At 37.4% G+C, this 16494-nt stretch carries 15 protein-coding genes and 1 pseudogene; 2 read left to right on the top strand and 14 right to left on the bottom strand.

Going from position 1 to position 16494, the window contains the following annotated elements; genetic code table 11:
* The first annotated feature begins 319 nt into the window (after nucleotides 1-319).
* Nucleotides 320-754 carry a hypothetical protein gene (locus MMB69_RS17715; RefSeq protein WP_153254193.1) on the top strand — a complete coding sequence of 145 codons (435 nt, stop codon included), beginning with the start codon at nucleotides 320-322 and terminating at the stop codon, nucleotides 752-754.
* A gap of 55 nt (nucleotides 755-809) precedes the next feature.
* On the opposite strand, the gene lrgB is transcribed toward MMB69_RS17715, so the two are convergent.
* The 12 genes from lrgB to MMB69_RS17655 all read right to left on the bottom strand — a co-directional run bounded on the left by lrgB (nucleotide 810) and on the right by MMB69_RS17655 (nucleotide 12377).
* Nucleotides 810-1490 (bottom strand): antiholin-like protein LrgB, encoded by a 681-nt coding sequence (gene lrgB, locus MMB69_RS17710; protein ID WP_050689329.1) that lies wholly within the window; start codon nucleotides 1488-1490, stop codon nucleotides 810-812.
* Nucleotides 1491-1523: 33 nt separating this feature from the next.
* Nucleotides 1524-1958 carry an antiholin-like murein hydrolase modulator LrgA gene (gene lrgA, locus MMB69_RS17705; RefSeq protein WP_028412310.1) on the bottom strand — a complete coding sequence of 145 codons (435 nt, stop codon included), beginning with the start codon at nucleotides 1956-1958 and terminating at the stop codon, nucleotides 1524-1526.
* Between the two features lie 162 nt (nucleotides 1959-2120).
* Entirely contained in the window at nucleotides 2121-2861 is a 741-nt protein-coding gene (locus MMB69_RS17700) for a LytR/AlgR family response regulator transcription factor (protein WP_221785485.1), read from the bottom strand.
* Nucleotide 2862: 1 nt separating this feature from the next.
* The gene (locus MMB69_RS17695; RefSeq protein ID WP_221785486.1) at nucleotides 2863-4614 is read right to left on the bottom strand and encodes a sensor histidine kinase; all 1752 of its coding nucleotides are present in this window, start codon (nucleotides 4612-4614) and stop codon (nucleotides 2863-2865) included.
* A gap of 120 nt (nucleotides 4615-4734) precedes the next feature.
* Nucleotides 4735-6063 carry a 6-phospho-beta-glucosidase gene (locus MMB69_RS17690; protein WP_221785487.1) on the bottom strand — a complete coding sequence of 443 codons (1329 nt, stop codon included), beginning with the start codon at nucleotides 6061-6063 and terminating at the stop codon, nucleotides 4735-4737.
* Nucleotides 6060-6389 (bottom strand): PTS lactose/cellobiose transporter subunit IIA, encoded by a 330-nt coding sequence (locus MMB69_RS17685; protein WP_221785488.1) that lies wholly within the window; start codon nucleotides 6387-6389, stop codon nucleotides 6060-6062. Before MMB69_RS17685 ends, MMB69_RS17690 begins: the two co-directional genes overlap by 4 nt.
* A 13-nt stretch (nucleotides 6390-6402) precedes the next feature.
* Nucleotides 6403-7761 (bottom strand): PTS cellobiose transporter subunit IIC, encoded by a 1359-nt coding sequence (gene celB / locus MMB69_RS17680; protein ID WP_221785489.1) that lies wholly within the window; start codon nucleotides 7759-7761, stop codon nucleotides 6403-6405.
* Between the two features lie 13 nt (nucleotides 7762-7774).
* Nucleotides 7775-8080 (bottom strand): PTS sugar transporter subunit IIB, encoded by a 306-nt coding sequence (locus MMB69_RS17675; protein WP_013055477.1) that lies wholly within the window; start codon nucleotides 8078-8080, stop codon nucleotides 7775-7777.
* Between the two features lie 160 nt (nucleotides 8081-8240).
* Nucleotides 8241-10190, bottom strand: a complete 1950-nt coding sequence (locus MMB69_RS17670) for a BglG family transcription antiterminator (RefSeq protein WP_221785490.1) — start codon at nucleotides 10188-10190, stop codon at nucleotides 8241-8243.
* Between the two features lie 260 nt (nucleotides 10191-10450).
* Nucleotides 10451-11029: a TetR/AcrR family transcriptional regulator gene (locus MMB69_RS17665; RefSeq protein ID WP_221785491.1), complete on the bottom strand. Its 579-nt coding sequence runs from the start codon at nucleotides 11027-11029 to the stop codon at nucleotides 10451-10453.
* 4 nt (nucleotides 11030-11033) lie between these two features.
* Nucleotides 11034-11756, bottom strand: coding sequence for an MBL fold metallo-hydrolase (locus tag MMB69_RS17660; RefSeq protein ID WP_221785492.1), 723 nt, complete (start codon nucleotides 11754-11756; stop codon nucleotides 11034-11036).
* A 282-nt stretch (nucleotides 11757-12038) separates the two neighbouring features.
* Nucleotides 12039-12377, bottom strand: a complete 339-nt coding sequence (locus tag MMB69_RS17655) for a YflT domain-containing protein (protein WP_045291863.1) — start codon at nucleotides 12375-12377, stop codon at nucleotides 12039-12041.
* A 445-nt stretch (nucleotides 12378-12822) separates the two neighbouring features.
* Between MMB69_RS17655 and MMB69_RS17650 the strand changes: the two genes are divergently transcribed.
* A complete protein-coding gene (locus MMB69_RS17650) occupies nucleotides 12823-14214 on the top strand; it encodes an amino acid permease (RefSeq protein ID WP_221785493.1) in 1392 nt (463 codons plus the stop codon).
* Nucleotides 14215-14246: 32 nt separating this feature from the next.
* Here the strand turns inward: MMB69_RS17650 and MMB69_RS17645 are convergent.
* Nucleotides 14247-14843, bottom strand: a pseudogene (locus tag MMB69_RS17645) (copper homeostasis protein CutC); the annotation flags it as partial.
* Nucleotides 14844-14940: 97 nt separating this feature from the next.
* Complete coding sequence (locus MMB69_RS17640; RefSeq protein ID WP_221785495.1) at nucleotides 14941-16386, bottom strand: DEAD/DEAH box helicase; 1446 nt, start codon at nucleotides 16384-16386, stop codon at nucleotides 14941-14943.
* Between the last annotated feature and the right edge of the window lie 108 nt (nucleotides 16387-16494).

The following is a 16494-nucleotide window of genomic DNA, read 5'->3' as shown; positions in this document are numbered from 1 at the left end:
CGTAAAATATACATTTTTTATTATTTCATAAACTTCTCTAAAAGAAATGAACCTTGTTATAACTTCTAACATTAAAATCTGTTTAAAGCGTAGGAGTACGCCGATAGCATTCGTTGAAAGCAAGCTTTTATATAGAAGATTAATATGCTTTAAAAATGGGTAGAAAAAAGGATGCTGTGCTTATATCACCTTTCCCTACGCCTTATAAGTAATCTATATAAAATTTTGTTATCTTCTTTTTGCCTACTATTTATTTATTTTGAAATCAATTATGATAAAAGTATGATAAAAGAAAGAGTCTGAATTGGAGGTTTAAAACATGTCAATAACCGTTCACGCCACTCAGTGGATTCATTTTCAAATTAAATTGTATAACCTTCATTCCAAAACGAGATCGCTTAAAGATCAAAAACTAGAACTACCTCTGCCAGAATTCCATCAAAACCTGATCATATTTACATCAGCAGCTCATCATGGCCTTACGTTTGGATATCAAGCCATTCAATGGGATACACCCTATACTTCCTTTCCGATTTACATAGAGCATCAGTCTATTCCATGGTCCACTTTAGAACAACGTTCCCACAAGAAAATAACTGAACATATTACAGCTATTTTCTTAGAGACAATGTTTTATAGACAAAGTCAATTCAAACAATGTCAATTTTGTTTTGAATTTATCATTCCTGAGAGTCTTTTTGACCATACAACCTGTCAAAACTGCGCATCACGACATTTTGGAGTGGTGTATTAATTAACAAACAAAAGCCTGAAGGAGTCAGAAAATCTCTGACTCCTTCAGGCTTTTGTTACATGACTAGCTGAACAAAAAGTGGAATAACGGCAACTGTGACGACGCCTACAATAACAACTGCAATACTTGCCATGGCTGCCTCTACTTCTCCCATTTCAATCCCTACGGCTACTCCTAGCGCATGTCCAGAAGTTCCAAGAGCTAATCCTTTTGAAATTGGATTCTTCACCTTGAATACTTTTAAAAATAAAGCGCCCAGCGCATATACGATGACTGCATTAAAAATAACAGCAAAGGAAGTAATAGCAGGAATACCTCCAATATCTTGAGACAATGGCAGCGCAATCGCTGTTGTAGCTGCTTGTGGAAGCATTGATTTCATCACGACTTCATCCATATGAATACCTTTCGCAATCGCAAAAATAATCGCCACTGAACAAATTGATCCTACCGCAATAGAAGAAAGGATTTGCCACCAGTACTTTTTTAATTTATCAGCTTGTTTATATAAAGGGATGGCAAAAGCAATCGTTGCTGGTTCTAAAAAGAAGCTGATAATTTTTCCGCCGCTACTGTATTCCTCATAAGAAAAGTGTCCAATTTTCAAAAAAGCAATCCCGAGTACCATTGCCACAAATAAAGGAGTAAATAAGAAAAACCCTTTTGACTTTTTAAATAAATACGTTCCAATACCGTACGCAGCTAAAGAAACCACGATTCCAAAATACGGATTCATCTTTCCAACCACCTTGTCTCTTTATAATTAATATTAAGCAATGCCCTGTTTTTTTGTTTTTTCACTCATATCTACATCTTTTATTTCTTCTTTTGCTTTATTATCTTTTGTCATGCCAAGTATAAGCTGTGAAAATAAGCCTGTAACGCCTAACAAAATAATCGTTGCCACGATGATAACTAAACAAATTTGAATGCCGTACTGCTGCATAACACCTAATGAATTCATAACAGAAATACCTGCTGGTACAAATAAAAATCCGATCAAAGAAGTTAAAGCCGTTCCCAGTGATTCAACTTGCTCTAGTTTAATAATCTTCAAGCAGAGTGCAAGAAATAACAGCACAAGCCCAATGACTGAAGCAGGCATTGGAAAAGGCAAATGCTCTGCAATAAAATCTGAAATCAACATAATTACGGAAAAAATAAATGCTTGTGTTAAAAAGCCATACACTTTTTTAGCACTCATTTCTTTCACCTCTCTCTGTTTGTTGACTTCATTATATAAAATGAAAACACATTAGAAAGCGTTTTCAAATCAAAGAGTCGAATATTTGTGCTCACTTACAAAAATCGAGCCTTGAAATGCAAAAAACAGCCTGCTAAAATGCATACGCAAGCTGCTTTTTCCTTAAATTCCTAAACGCTTCTTCAATTCTTTAGCATATGTACGGCTGACAGGAACTCGCTCATCGTTTTTCATCACTAAATTATATGTAGAATTAAACCATGGCTGTACCTCGGAAATATGATGTACGTTGACGATATAACCACGGTGCACACGAATAAACGACTGAGAAGGGAGCTTTTTTTCTAGCATAGCCAGCGTATCAGCAGTATGATAGGATTCGGTTATAGTCTGAATGGTGACTTCTCCTTCTATTAACCCTACAAACAAGATGTCCTCTATATTTACTAACACAATCGAATCGTCTACAGAAATCGCTAACTTTCCAGTTTGAGAAGAAGACTCTCCTATCAATTCTTCTTCTTTCAAAGCAGGATGAGGAACACGCATTTTTTTATATTTATGAATGGCCTGCACCACTCTTTCTTCATCAAAAGGCTTCAAAATGTAATCAATTGCATCTACTTCAAAGGCTTGTAAAGCGTACTGATCGTACGCAGTTGCAAATATAATAGCTGGCGGATTTTTCATTTTTTTAAGCCTTTTAGCAATATCAAAACCGCTGTCATCTGACAATTGTATATCTAAAAATAATAAATCCGGCTTTTCATCCATCATTTTATCCAACGCCTCTTCGATACTTTCAGCTTCTTCAATTAAGTCTACTTCTTTCGTTCGATGTAATAAATATTTTAATTCATCTCGCGCTAACATTTCATCATCTACTATTAGTACCCGCAGCATATTACATACCCTCGCTTTTTAATTCAATTGGTATAACAAACGAAACCGCTGTTCCTTCTGTTACGTCAAACTCCAGCTTTGTTTCTTTTCCAAACAATCCATGCAAACGTTGTTTAATATTGTAAAGAGCCGTCCCCGTTCCTTTTTCTGAAAAAACGGGCTGATTGCCAAGCATTTGCAATCGTTTTGCGTCTATACCTTGTCCGTTGTCTTTTACCTTTACGTATACATATTTATCTTTTGTCTCAATATAAACTTCTACACGACAGTGCTTTTGTTTACGCGGAAATGCGTGACGAATGGCATTTTCCACAAGCACTTGAAGAATAAACGGGGGAAGCAAGACATCATCTAGTCCTTCTTCAATATACATGTCAATTTCGTATTTATTAGGGAACCTGGCTTGTTCAAGCGATAAGTATGCGTGAACATGATCAAGCTCTTTTGATAACGGAATCAACAGCTGCCTTGCACCTTGCAAATTAGAACGAAAATAAACGCTTAGCTGCAAAAGCAGCTTTCTGGCTTTTTCTACGTCCTGTCTGCACAGCGCCGATATCGTATTAATGGCATTAAATAAAAAGTGAGGATTCACCTGTGCCTGTAAAGCTTTAATCTCCGCATCTTTTAGTAATTTACTTCGAAGCTCCGCTTCGCCGAGCTCCAGCTGAGTTGAAAATAGTTTAGCCAGTCCTTCTGCCAGCTCTTCCTCTACCCGACTTAACCCGCTTGCATCTTTAAAATACATTTTTAATGTTCCGATTGTGGTACCGTGAGAAGTGAGCGGCATCACAATGGCAGCATGAAGCGGGCAGTCTTTATGCTGACAATCAATTTGTTCTCTCGATTTTGCTTTCATAATTTTTCCTGTCTTCAGTACTTCGTGAGACAGCCCGGTAATTAAACTATGCGAAGGAACGTGATGATCAATTCCTTCCCCTACATGAGCTAAAATTTTGTGCGTATCAGTTAGCGAAACAGCATCCGTACCTGTGAAGCGATGAATAATATTTGCAACATTTTCACATGATTCACTAGTAAGACCTTGACGAAAATGTGGAAGCGTTTGATCCGCGATTAATAATACTTTGTGTGTCTGAAGCGCTCTCATTTGTTCCTCTTGCCGTAAAATGGACTGAATAATAGATAAGAAAATATAGCTTCCCGTTCCATTTACAATAATCATTGGAATAGCAATAATACTCACTAGTGTCCATGCCGAATCAAACGGTTTAGCAAATAATAAAATAATCAGCATCTGAAGCGTTTCCATCGCTATGCCTACAAGTGCAGCAAAGCGCGGTGTAATCGTTCGATGTTTTTTCCGGTAGGCATAGCCGATATATCCAGTTAACACTCCTGCTAAAACGGACGAAACTGCACAGCTAAATGCCGTACTCCCTCCTAACATAAAGCGATGAACACCAGCAAGTAGTCCTACTCCTAAACCGACAAAAGGACCGCCAAGCAGACCGCCCATTTCTACACCCATAATTCGCGTATTTGCAATCGAGCTTGATGGATCTACTTTTAATAATAAGTCTTCATTTCGAATAATGGTTCCTTGAATTTCAATTCCCGTGTAGTTGCTAATAATGCTAAAAAGAGAAAAAATAAAAATAAGTACAGCTTTTCCTTTATACCCTTGCTGTTTGCGGAGAAATTGCCGAAAAACTTTTGTATGTGCCAGCAAAAAACCTAAAATGACAATAACTCCGACTCGTTCTACCATCATAATTAATAAGTGAATCATTTTTAGCCACCCTTTGCTGTCTGTTTCTATTTTATATTGTTACACTGATGGTGGCAGAAATCTAGCTTTACACATATAAAAAAGCTGTTCGAATACGTACTGTATTCGAACAGCTTGACTTTAAGCTTGAACCGTTTTAAAAAATTGAGGCAAGTAATCTTTATGAGCTTCTAGCATCTCATCGACAATTTGCTTAGCTAGTTTATCAGAAGCCACAAGAGGATTAATAGTTAATGCTAAAATAGCTTTGTCATAATCTCCTGTCACTGCTGCTTCAGCAGCAATCCGTTCAAATGACTTAATTGTTTGAACAAGACCTCTGACAGGTACAGGAAGGTCGCCGACTGAAATTGGTTTTGGACCATCTTTTGTAATGATACAGCTTACTTCTACGGCAGAATCAGCTGGAATGCTTGCTATAGCACCATTATTGATAGTATTTACAGGCTGAATATCACCTTTATCCGTGTAAATGGATGTAATCAGTCGAACGGCTGCATCACTATAATAAGCGCCGCCGCGCTGTTCTAATTGAGGAGGTTTAATGTCTAGATTAGGATCTTTATACAGTTCGAACAGCTCTTTTTCCAACTGTTTTACGACTTCTGCTCTCGTTTCACCTTTTTCATAATTAACAAGCTCTTTTTCTACCATTTCACGCGTTTTGTAATAGTACATGTGATATGGACACGTTAACGCATTTAGCGCTTTTGTGAATTCTGGCTCCCATCCAAGTCCTGCTACATTTTTCACAAAGCTGCTGTTAGTTGGATCACTCAATAAATCAATAACTTGATCTTTGACACTTACACCATCTACATATACATCTAATCCGTAGACCATGTGATTTAAACCAGCAAAATCAATTCGAATGCGAGAGTGGTCTACATCAAGCAGCTTAGCAATCCCCATTTCCATTCCGATTGGCACATTACAAAGTCCTACAATCTTTTTAATGTTACTATAGCGAAGCACAGCTTCTGTTACCATGCCAGCAGGATTTGTGAAGTTAATCAGCCAAGCTTCTGGACATAACTCTTCAATGTCACGGCAGATATCTAAAATAACGGGAATGGTGCGAAGTCCTTTAAATAATCCTCCCGGTCCGTTTGTTTCTTGACCAAGCACCCCGTATTTAAGCGGGATTCTTTCATCTTTCGCTCGTGCATCTAACAAGCCAACGCGAAATTGAGTTGTTACGAAATCCGCATCTTTTAGTGCTTCTCTTCGATTTAACGTTAAATGAACCTCGATTGGCAAACCTGATTTTTTCACCATTCTCTTCGCTAAATTTCCAACAATCTCTAATTTTTCTTTTCCTTCTTCCACGTCTACTAGCCACAGTTCTCGAACTGGAAGTTCATCATATCGTTTAATAAAACCTTCTATTAGTTCAGGCGTATAGCTTGAACCTCCGCCAATCGTTACAATTTTAATACCTTTTGTCATAATGTAATCCCCCCAGAAATTTTGATTGCTTCATATAAATCTACAAATTCAGTAGCCATTTCTTTTACCGTCATCGCATTCATTAAATGATCTTGAGCATGAATCATGAGCAGAGAAATTTCTGTGCTATCCCCTCTAATTTCTCCTTGAATTAACGACGTTTGGATATGATGAGCAGCATTTAATTCTTCTGCAGCCTGTGTAAGCTTTTCACGCGCTTCTGAAAAATTTCCGCTTTTGGCAGCCGCTATCGCTTCCATTGCTGAACTTCTGCCGTTTCCACCGTGTAAGATTAATTTAAAAATATATTCTTGAATGCTTTCCATCCTTTATCCCTCCTCACACAATATCTTTCTTTGTATCACTTGGTACCCCTTCAGCTGCAGGCTGTATACCGTTTTCTTCAGTGAATTTTTGTTTATCCCACATTCTAAAGAAAGGATAGTAGATGCAAACAGAGATTCCAATGTTAATAGCTTGCATAACTGCACCCGATAATTTCCCTCCTGTTGCCAGATAGCCAGAAATAATCGGAGGCATAGTCCAAGGAACGGCAATACCTGCTGGTTTTGCTACCAGTCCTGTCGACATGGCAATATAGGTTGCTACTACCGTCACAAGAGGGGTAATAATAAACGGAATAAGCATCATTGGATTCATCACCATCGGAAGTCCAAAGATGATTGGCTCATTGATATTAAAAAGAGCTGGCCCTATTCCTAATTTACCAAGCTGCTTCATTTGTTGACTGCGCGCTTTTAAAATCATCGCAACGACTAAAGCTAACGTTGCTCCGCTGCCTCCGATATTAATCCAAATATCAAAGAACTGCTGTGTAAAAATATTTGGTAATGCTTCATGGTTAGCAAAAGCAATTCGGTTTTCATCCATAGCTCCATACCAAATGGGAGCCATAATTCCACCCACAATATTCGCTCCATGAAGTCCACATGACCACATGAGCATAATAATAAGCTCGGCAACTAGCGTACCACCTAAACTGCCGCCTAGCACACCTAAAGGCTTTCCAAGCAATTCTCCAACAATATTGTGAAGACTTCCAAAATGAGTTTGTTCTACTAACAAACGTAAAATCCAAATAAATGCTATTACCGTAAACCCAGGAATAAGAGCAGCAAACGATTTTCCAACAGCAGGAGGAACTCCATCAGGCATCTTGATGATAATGTCTTTTTGAATAAACCATCTGTAGATCTCGGTAGAGAGAATCGCAACAATCATCGCTACAAAAAGCCCTTTACTTCCCATTAAAGCGGTTGGAATTCCGCCGTCTACTAAAATAGCTTCTTTGGCTCCACTTGGGAGAAAGGACACTTTATACGGAGTAGCAAGTAAAAAAGCAGCAAGTGAAATAGCCCCTGCGGACAAAGCATCTACTCCGTATTTTTCAGCTAGCCGATAGGCTATTCCAAAACAAGCAAGCAACGCCATAATATCGAATGTAGCTCCAACTGGATAGGCCATTTTCGTTGCCCATTCTTTTCCGAAAATCCCTGCCATAAAGTCGTTGTAGCCTGGTATCGGTAAATTCGACAGTATTAAAAATACTGAACCGATAATAATGAGCGGCATTGTCAGAACAATACCGTCTCGAAGTGCTTGTAAATGGCGTTGACCCGCCATTTTCCCCGCGATAGGCATTACTTTGCTTTCAAGCATACTATTAAATTTGCTCATGTAGTCCACACTCCTATTTTGAAACTAGTTGAACTGCAAATTTTAACACTTGTTCTCCATTACACGTTCCGTAGTGAACAGGATTTATAACGTCAACTGGCACTCCTTTTTCTTCACCTAGCTTCTTAAGCTGCGGCAATAAGTAGCGCACTTGAGGTCCTAATAAAAGTACATCCGCTTGATCAATATGGTTGCGAACAGAGTCACCAGGAACCGCCCAAATTTTATACTCCGTGCTTTGCTCCTGAGCGCTCTTTTCCATTTTTGTTACTAGTAAACTTGTAGACATTCCAGCTGCACAACATAATAGAATATTCATTTGTCATTCCCCCGTTTTTTTATTTTGCTATCTGTTTTGTTGATAGTTTTATCTTAAAATAAAAGCGCTTACATTTATACACAACCTTTTTCCGCTACTAACGGAAAAATTATGTTTGAACATTCAGATAAAAAAGAAGTCCCTCTCTCAGACTTCTTTTTTATCTAATATTTTTCATAAACACCTCGACAAATTCCTCATAATCCTTGCACTTTACTAAGCGCTGCACGACCTGCTTATCATCTACAACGCGGACTAACAAACTGTACATCTTCTGCAAATCGCCTTGATTATTCGCTTTTACACTTAAAAGGCAAATAAATTGTACGAGGTTTCCTTCCCACATAATCGGTTTTTTCAACGTGCAAATGGCCCAAAACGTCGTATCCGTTTGAGGAACCATAGGATGAGGAATCGCAACGAGATTGCCAAAACTTGTTGGTGATGCAGCTTCTCTTTCAAAAACAGATTCTATAAATTGAGAAGGAACTAGTCCTAGATGAGTTAATTTCTCTCCTAAAAAATGAAGTACTTCTTCTCTCGTTTGAAATTCTTGCTGCAAATATACTAATTCTTTTTTTGTGTATTCTAAGGAAGGCTGCTGTTTGTTCTTCATTAAACAATCAATTTTTTTAAAATCACTGTTTCCTAGAATCGTACTTACTTGTACTACAGGAACAGGAAGATGATCTGGAATTGGAATGGTACTAACAATAAAATCTATAGAGTGCAGCGACATTTGGTGAAGCTTATAATACTGCGTTGTTCCTAAAATAGTCAGATTTAATCCAAAAGTAGCCTGCAGCTTATATGATAATAGCTTGGCACTCCCTACTCCCGATGCGCATACAATCAAACAGCGCTTAGGTTGATTGATAATTTTCCGACGTTCAATGGCCCCTCCAATATGTAAAGCTAAATAGCCAATTTCCGTTTCATGCATGTCGATTTCAAGGCGATTTTTCAAAACCTTCCCAGCTATAATCCCAGCTTCAAAAGCCAGAGGATAATGACTCTTAATTCCTTCAAGCATCGGGTTTCGCAGATTCATTCCATATTTATAGCGATTGATAGCCGGTTTCAAATGCAAGCTCATGCCAAGGATCAGCTCTGAATCTTCACTAATTCCTAAATGAAGCTCTTTTTCAATTGCTTCTAATATAGCTGCAGTTAATTCATAGATATTTGTGTCAATAAACTGCTTCACTTCTTTTTCTTCATGATTACTATTGTTGAGCATTTTTGTACCTAACAAATGAATGGCGATATATGCCGTTTCTGACTTCGGAAAACGAATCTTGAATGCATTTTCAATCTCTCGCACAATTTCAGCTGCCACTTCATATTCTTTATGCTCCATAATCTCAAGTAGATCTTCTGAATACAAAGAGATAAAATTTTCTTCTTGTATTCGCTTACAAGCTATCGCTAAATGAATGATTAAGTTGTTTAATCCAATGTCTGAAACCATAATATTGTATCGTTTTATTTGATTTAAAATGTGGGCTTTAATCGTTAAGATTGATTCTTGGGGCAGGATAGATATTTTATTGTATACCATATCTATTTCTTTATCTTTTCGGTTGAATATGTACTCAGACATACAGAATCTCATTTTCATTTCGTCTCCTTTAGCTTTCAAGCCATAGTTAGGACGTTTTTCTAAAAGAATATCATATTTACACAGCTGTTTTTTAACATCTCTTAAATCGTTTTGAACCGTTGACTTGCTAATATACAACTCGTCTGCTAAATCTTCGAGCTTCAAATATTCGTCTGCTAGCAGCAACCTTTTGATTAAATAATGCACGCGGTCATCAGGAACGGTTGGAATAGAAGTTGCATCAAATAATTGATTAGCCGAAAGTTCTTTTAATAGATGATGGAACTGTTTTTCATCTAAAACGCTAAGTTCATATCCTGTCCCACGAGCTGATTTAATTTTAGCTCCGTACTGAGACAAAATGTCATCTAGCTGTTTTATATCCGTTCGAATAGTTCGAGAAGATACTTGATTTACTGTTGCTAAATATTCACTCGTAACGGTTGATAGTGTAGACTGTACGGACATTAGTTCTCTTAATATGACGATCATTCTTGAATTAAGCATGTTTGCTTCTCTCCATTCTCAGAAGATTTCTCCCTTATAAAATAAATGAAAAGGGCTGGTTATTTTAAACAAAAACAAAAAATACCTAAACAGCAACAAACAGAAACTACCTTTTTCTGTCCTTGCAGCTTAGGTTTTGCCTGCTTCATCAGTAACAACCCTAAAACAATAGGAATAAATGTCTTTATTTGTAATCTATCATTCTTTCTCTTTTTTTTCAATTTCAACTAAAGCATTAGGCTTAGTGGCATTAATGAAATTTATGTGGTCTGTTTATACCGGTGTAGCCCCAATGCAAACGTACGGATTAAAAAGTCTAGCGTCTCATCAGTGCTTAATGACATTCCAAATCCCCTTTTCTGCTCCAAAGAAGAAAACCCATGTAAAATACTACGAAGACTTCTAACAGCATGAAGGGCTTCATTTTCCGGAAGCTGATACGGTTTCAACACATCTAGCACTAAAAACAAAATGTTATCAGATGCTTTTTGTACTTCTTCATCCTGTATCCTTGGTGCTACCGTTGCCGTTGCTTCGTATATTCCCGGAGACTTTCTTACAAATGAAACGTACGCTTTACTTAGATGATAAACAGCGTCTTCTGCGGAAGCATGTTCAACAGTACTTTTTAAAAGATGATATAGCTGCTGCAGTCCACTTAAAGCCAGTTCTTTGCGCAGCTCTTCTAATCCTTTTATATGGTTATATAAAGACGGTGGACGAACATTTAGTTCTTTTGCTAATGAAGCAATTGTAACAGCATAAAATCCTTCACGATTGGCCAAATTTTCACCTGTTTGAATAACCTTTTTGAAATCTAGTCCTTGTCGTGGCGACATCCCTTCATCTCCTTTTTTCTATTTTTACTTTCGCTTGTTGTATTGCTTTTTCCATCAATTTTAGCGGCTGAGAAAGAATTTTTCCGTGTCCAACAGCAAGAAGTGACGGGTTTAGTTCATGTAGCTTTTCTGCACTTTTAAGCGCTAGCTCTTTGCTCCACGTTCCAAAGGCAGGAAACGGAAACAGCGGTTTTAACTGACCTGATACCGCAATTCCTCCTCGCACTTGGAACGAATCTCCGGCAATTAATGCGTTCGTTCTCTGGTCTAAAAAAGACATAGATCCAGGTGTATGTCCAGGTGTAAAAATAGGAGCAAGTGAGCCTATATAAGAATCTTCTTCGATGAAATGATCAATTTTAGTTGAAACCTTTCCTAGTTTTGGTATTCCTCCACGGATTGGATTTTGAGGTTCTTCAGAATCGAGTGTGAAATCTCCTGAAAATAATCGATAATCTCTTTGCGACATATAAACAGAAGCATTCGGCAAACTTTTTTTCAAATTATCAATCGCTCCGATGTGATCTTCATGAGTATGTGTAAAAACAATTCGAGTAATCGGTTTTCCAATTTGATCTGCAGCTTTCAAAATACCCGACGCGCTGTAAGGAAGAGCTGCATCAATTAATGTAAGACTGTCTTTCTCTTCGACTAAATAACAATTCACTGGAAAAAAGCGAGGCAAAAACGTCAGTTGATACAACATTTTCTCACGAACTATTCTCATTTCCTCATCCCCTATTATCAAAATTAAAACTAATGGTATTAGTTTTAATTTTAACTAATATCATTAGTTTTATCAATCATATATTGGAAAAAACAAAAAAGTGTGAGACATAACGAAATCATTTAAATCTAAAGACGAACAAATGGGATAAAGAAGCTCGTATAGATCACTTGTTACACCGTCCCCACAAAAAAATCCGAACGCGTTTGATTCTCTATCAAGAATCAAACGCGTTCGGATCTTCCTTTAACTAAACTACTTTTTTCATAGCCTCTATTAAACTTAAACGTCTTTTCTTTCCCCAGTAGCAGCCACTACAATCGCACTGCCTTTCTTTAACTCTTCTTCATATTTTTTTGTTTCGTCTTTTGATAAGCCTAGTGAAGCCATTTTTGTTCGAAGCTCATCTTCTCTTGTTAAAAATAAACTCGCTGCTGAATGCAAAGGACCTTCTTCAGACAGTCGAATAATATTTGTGTCCGTTACTTCTGTTAAATTTTTAGAGTTTTCCTTGTCATAGGTAAACACGTATACTTCATTTTTCTCAAAACCTTTATCTGCAAATTGATTAACTGCTTCGTTAATGTTTGCTCCTTTTTCTACTACTTCAACATGTTTCATTATTTATAACCTCCTGTTTCTATCGCACATCTTTCTTTTATACTTAGCAAAAGAATAAACTTCTTACTACTATATATACCCGTTTTCAGAAAGGAAAACCCGCATTTAGCGCTTTACAGAGAGTTTGAATATTATTCCACATTATTCTTTAATAGGATGTATACCTCTTTTGATTAACGTATCTAAAACAATCATTCAGCTTATTTTCAGCTACCATTCATAAAAAATTCATCTGCATTACTTATTATAATAAAGAAAAAAGACACTAATCAGGTACTTTATACGCATAATGAATGTCTGTGTCAGAGTAAGCCGGGTATGAATGCAACCATTCATATCCGCTTTTTGTATGAAAGAACTTCTAACAACATCCTGTCCATACGTCTTACAACATACTATAATTCTTCATATTAACTAAAAATTCAGATTATATAGGAGGTTACAAATGAACAGCCATCCACAGCCACAGTTAAAAAAAGAGTTAAAGATCCGGCATATCACCATGATTTCTCTTGGAGGAATTATCGGGGCTGGATTGTTTATCGGAAGCGGATCACTCATTAACACCGCTGGACCGGGATCTATTTTTTCGTACGCATTTGCTGGCTTGCTCGTTATTTTAGTCATGCGAATGCTTGGCGAAATGTCTACTGCAAATCCTTCCAGCGGTTCTTTTTCCACTTATGCAAAAGAGGCATTAGGCCCTTGGGCCGGCTACACGATTGGCTGGCTCTATTGGTTTTTCTGGGTTATCGTTATTGCTGTTGAAGCCATTGCAGGTGCAAATATTATTCAATACTGGTTCCCGTCTTTGCCGTCTTGGGGAGTAAGCTTGGCTCTTACTTTTTTATTAACGATGACCAATCTGTACTCCGTTAAATCTTTCGGAGAATTTGAATATTGGTTTTCCCTCATTAAAGTCGTCAGTATCGTTCTTTTTTTACTTTTAGGTATAGCTATTATTTGTGGATTCATTCCAGGAATTGATTCTCCCGGCACTTCCAACCTTTTGCACAAAGGCGGCTTTTTACCGAATGGAATTAGCTCTGTATTTTTAGGAATTGCCCTTGTCATGTTCTCCTTTATGGGAACAGAAATTGTTGCAACCGCGGCAGGTGAATCTTCTCAACCTGAAAAAGCCATTACCATCGCGACCAATACCGTTATTTATCGTATTTTATTTTTCTATTTAGGATCTATCTTTATTTTAGTAACCGTTCTTCCGTGGAATTCATCAAGCCTAATGAAAAGCCCATTTGTCTCTATTCTTGAATTAGTGAATGTACCGGCCGCAGCTCAAATTATGAACTTTATTATTTTAACAGCCGTTCTTTCCTGTCTGAATTCTGGTCTGTATACAAGTTCTCGCATGCTGTTTTCCATGTCTCAAAACGGTGATGCGCCAAGAAGCTTTTCAAAATTAAACAAAAAAGGCGTGCCGGTTAGTGCGATATTAGCATGTACAGTTATCTCGTACGTTAGCGTTATCTTTAACTACATTTCACCGGACAAAATCTTTTTGTTTTTAGTGAATGCATCAGGCGGCGTAGCGCTTCTTGTCTATCTTGTTATTGCATTTTCACAGATTAAAATGAGAAAAAAATATGAAAAAGAAAATCCCGAAGCATTAAAAATTAAAATGTGGTTATTTCCTTACTTAACTTACGCTACAATCCTTGCCATCACGAGTATTTTTATTGCTATGGCATTTATTGATTCATTACGTTCTCAGTTCTTCTTAACTCTTTTAATTGCTGTACTCGTCGTAGGTTCTTTTTTCTTTCAGCGTACCAAAATGACGAGCGGCTTAGCAGCAAAAGAAAATACATCAAAATAAAAAAGCTGTTCCTTTTGGAACAGCTTTTTTATTTAACGAGATAAATCTCCTACAATTTTTGTTCCGTGTAATTCAGCTGCTTTTGTTTCTTTCATAACCCGCTCTGCGTTGCCTTCATGAATTCCTCCGCCGGGCAAAATAATAATACGTTCATTAGCATATGTGATCAATTCTCGGAGCATATGCAGATTTTGCAAAGCAGATCCTTTCCCTCCTTTGGTCAAAATACGGTCTGCTCCCAATTCGATGAGTATATCAATGGCTTTGTATTTATCTTTAATCTCATCAAATGCCATATGAAATGTAATGCTTAAAGGACGAGCTTCTGCTATTAACTCTTTAGTGCGTCCGCAATCGATTTCAGCTTCTTCTGTTAAAATGCCGAATACTACTCCGTTTACTCCAAGGTCTTTACATGTTTTAACGTCTTTTTTCATAATTTGATATTCTGCTTCAGAATATACAAAACCACCAATTCTTGGACGAATAATCACGTTGATATCTGTATCAAGATGTTCGCTTGCATATTGAATGGTGCCGTAACTTGGCGTAGTGCCTCCTTGACTGAGATTGTCACATAATTCAATGCGGTCTGCTCCTAGCTTTTCTGCTTTTTTTGCCTGCTCATACCCTTCTACACACGCTTATTTTATGTACTTCATACTCTCAACTCCTTTATTGTCTCTATAAATAAAGCCCATCTTTAAAAAGATGGACTTCCTTCTGCTATTTAATTGCCTTATGAACTTTTAGTTTCTTTCCTTTAATCGTTTTGTTTTTCATTGCTTGTAACACTTTTGGACCTTTTCCATTCAAAATCTCTACATAAGAGACATTTTCTTGGATCGTAATAATTCCAATATCGTCTGCGGTTACTCCGTCTAACTTTGCAATTGTTCCCACAAAATCAACCGCTCTAATTTTCTTTTTCTTTCCTCCGTTAAAATACAGCTTCATAATGTTTTTATTTAATGACTCGCTTTTATCTTTTTTAACTTCTGGACGCTCATTGATTTTTTCAGTAAAAGCGGATGCTGCCTGCTGTACTTCTTCTTTAGAAGGAGGGGTAGATGTTGGAATTGAAAAACCGATATATTCTTCAATTTCCGATAGCATTCTCTCTTCATAAGGCGTTACAAATGTGATGGCTTTCCCGTTTTTACCGGCACGTCCCGTTCTTCCTGTACGGTGAACGTAGCTTTCTTTTTCTAACGGAAGGTCGTAGTTAATAACGTGTGTGATATTATCAATATCAATGCCTCTCGCAGCTACATCTGTCGCCACTAAATAGCGAAATTTACCTTTTTTGAAATCATTCATAACCTCAAAACGGTCTTCTTGCACCATTGCCCCGTGAATTTTATCACAAGGATATCCAAGATCATCTAAATCGTCTAACAGCGTATTTACCTGCTCTTGCGTGCGGCAAAAAATGATGCAGCTGTCCGGATTTTCTACTGTGGTTACGTCTTTCAGCAGTTCAAATTTACGTTCGTTTTCTACTGATATAACAGAATGGTCAATCGTACTTGTCGTTAATCCGTTTGCTTTGATTTCAATATCAACCGGTTTTTTCATATACTTGCGAGAAAGCTCTTCAATATCTTCAGGAAGCGTAGCGGAGAAAAGCATCGTTACACGCTCACTAGGAAGATGTTGAATAATTGCTTCTACTTGGTCAATAAAACCCATATTTAGCATTTCATCTGCTTCATCAATAACCAAATAACGAATTTTTTCTAATGCAAGCGTTTCTTTTTCTATATGATCAAGCACTCGTCCAGGCGTACCTACAACAATATGTGTTTTTTGCTTTAATTCTACTTTTTGCTTGGCAAACGGTGATTTTCCGTAGACAGCTGCTGCTTTAATTCGCTTAAAACGGCCGATATTTGTAATATCTTCTTTTACCTGCGCAGCCAGCTCTCGTGTAGGTGTTAACACTAAGGCCTGGGGCTTATTTTCTTCCCAGTTAACTAATTCACACAGTGGAATGCCAAAGGAAGCCGTTTTTCCACTTCCTGTTTGAGACTTCACGACAACATCTCTTTCTTCTAGCGCGATAGGAAGCACCTTGCTTTGTACTTCCGTAGGATGATTGTATTGCAGGCTAGAAAGCGCCTTAGCTACCTTGTCACTAAGACCATATTGACTAAAACTTCTTTGATTCATTTTGTACCCTCATTTATTTTAAATTAGTGATTATCTTTATCATGACCTGATGCACTATGTTTCATTATACTTTAATTCTTCTATACGCGCTCAAGATTTAATATAGCA

The sequence above is a fragment of the Priestia sp. P5 genome (genome assembly GCF_029522155.1).
Lineage (GTDB): Bacteria > Bacillota > Bacilli > Bacillales > Bacillaceae_H > Priestia > Priestia megaterium_E.
The sequence above is the reverse complement of the archived record's forward strand: the minus strand, read 5'-3'. Positions and strand labels throughout refer to the sequence as shown.

Coding starts and splice junctions, on each gene's coding strand:
- MMB69_RS17660 (WP_221785492.1), bottom strand. CDS start 11,756: ATGAGAATAGTTCGTGAGAAAATGTTGTATCAACTGACGTTTTTGCCT.
- lrgA (WP_028412310.1), bottom strand. CDS start 1,958: ATGAGTGCTAAAAAAGTGTATGGCTTTTTAACACAAGCATTTATTTTT.
- MMB69_RS17665 (WP_221785491.1), bottom strand. CDS start 11,029: ATGTCGCCACGACAAGGACTAGATTTCAAAAAGGTTATTCAAACAGGT.
- lrgB (WP_050689329.1), bottom strand. CDS start 1,490: ATGAATCCGTATTTTGGAATCGTGGTTTCTTTAGCTGCGTACGGTATT.
- MMB69_RS17670 (WP_221785490.1), bottom strand. CDS start 10,190: ATGCTTAATTCAAGAATGATCGTCATATTAAGAGAACTAATGTCCGTA.
- MMB69_RS17655 (WP_045291863.1), bottom strand. CDS start 12,377: ATGAAACATGTTGAAGTAGTAGAAAAAGGAGCAAACATTAACGAAGCA.
- MMB69_RS17695 (WP_221785486.1), bottom strand. CDS start 4,614: ATGATTCACTTATTAATTATGATGGTAGAACGAGTCGGAGTTATTGTC.
- MMB69_RS17700 (WP_221785485.1), bottom strand. CDS start 2,861: ATGCTGCGGGTACTAATAGTAGATGATGAAATGTTAGCGCGAGATGAA.
- MMB69_RS17690 (WP_221785487.1), bottom strand. CDS start 6,063: ATGACAAAAGGTATTAAAATTGTAACGATTGGCGGAGGTTCAAGCTAT.
- MMB69_RS17675 (WP_013055477.1), bottom strand. CDS start 8,080: ATGAATATTCTATTATGTTGTGCAGCTGGAATGTCTACAAGTTTACTA.
- MMB69_RS17650 (WP_221785493.1), top strand. CDS start 12,823: ATGAACAGCCATCCACAGCCACAGTTAAAAAAAGAGTTAAAGATCCGG.
- MMB69_RS17715 (WP_153254193.1), top strand. CDS start 320: ATGTCAATAACCGTTCACGCCACTCAGTGGATTCATTTTCAAATTAAA.
- MMB69_RS17640 (WP_221785495.1), bottom strand. CDS start 16,386: ATGAATCAAAGAAGTTTTAGTCAATATGGTCTTAGTGACAAGGTAGCT.
- celB (WP_221785489.1), bottom strand. CDS start 7,761: ATGAGCAAATTTAATAGTATGCTTGAAAGCAAAGTAATGCCTATCGCG.
- MMB69_RS17685 (WP_221785488.1), bottom strand. CDS start 6,389: ATGGAAAGCATTCAAGAATATATTTTTAAATTAATCTTACACGGTGGA.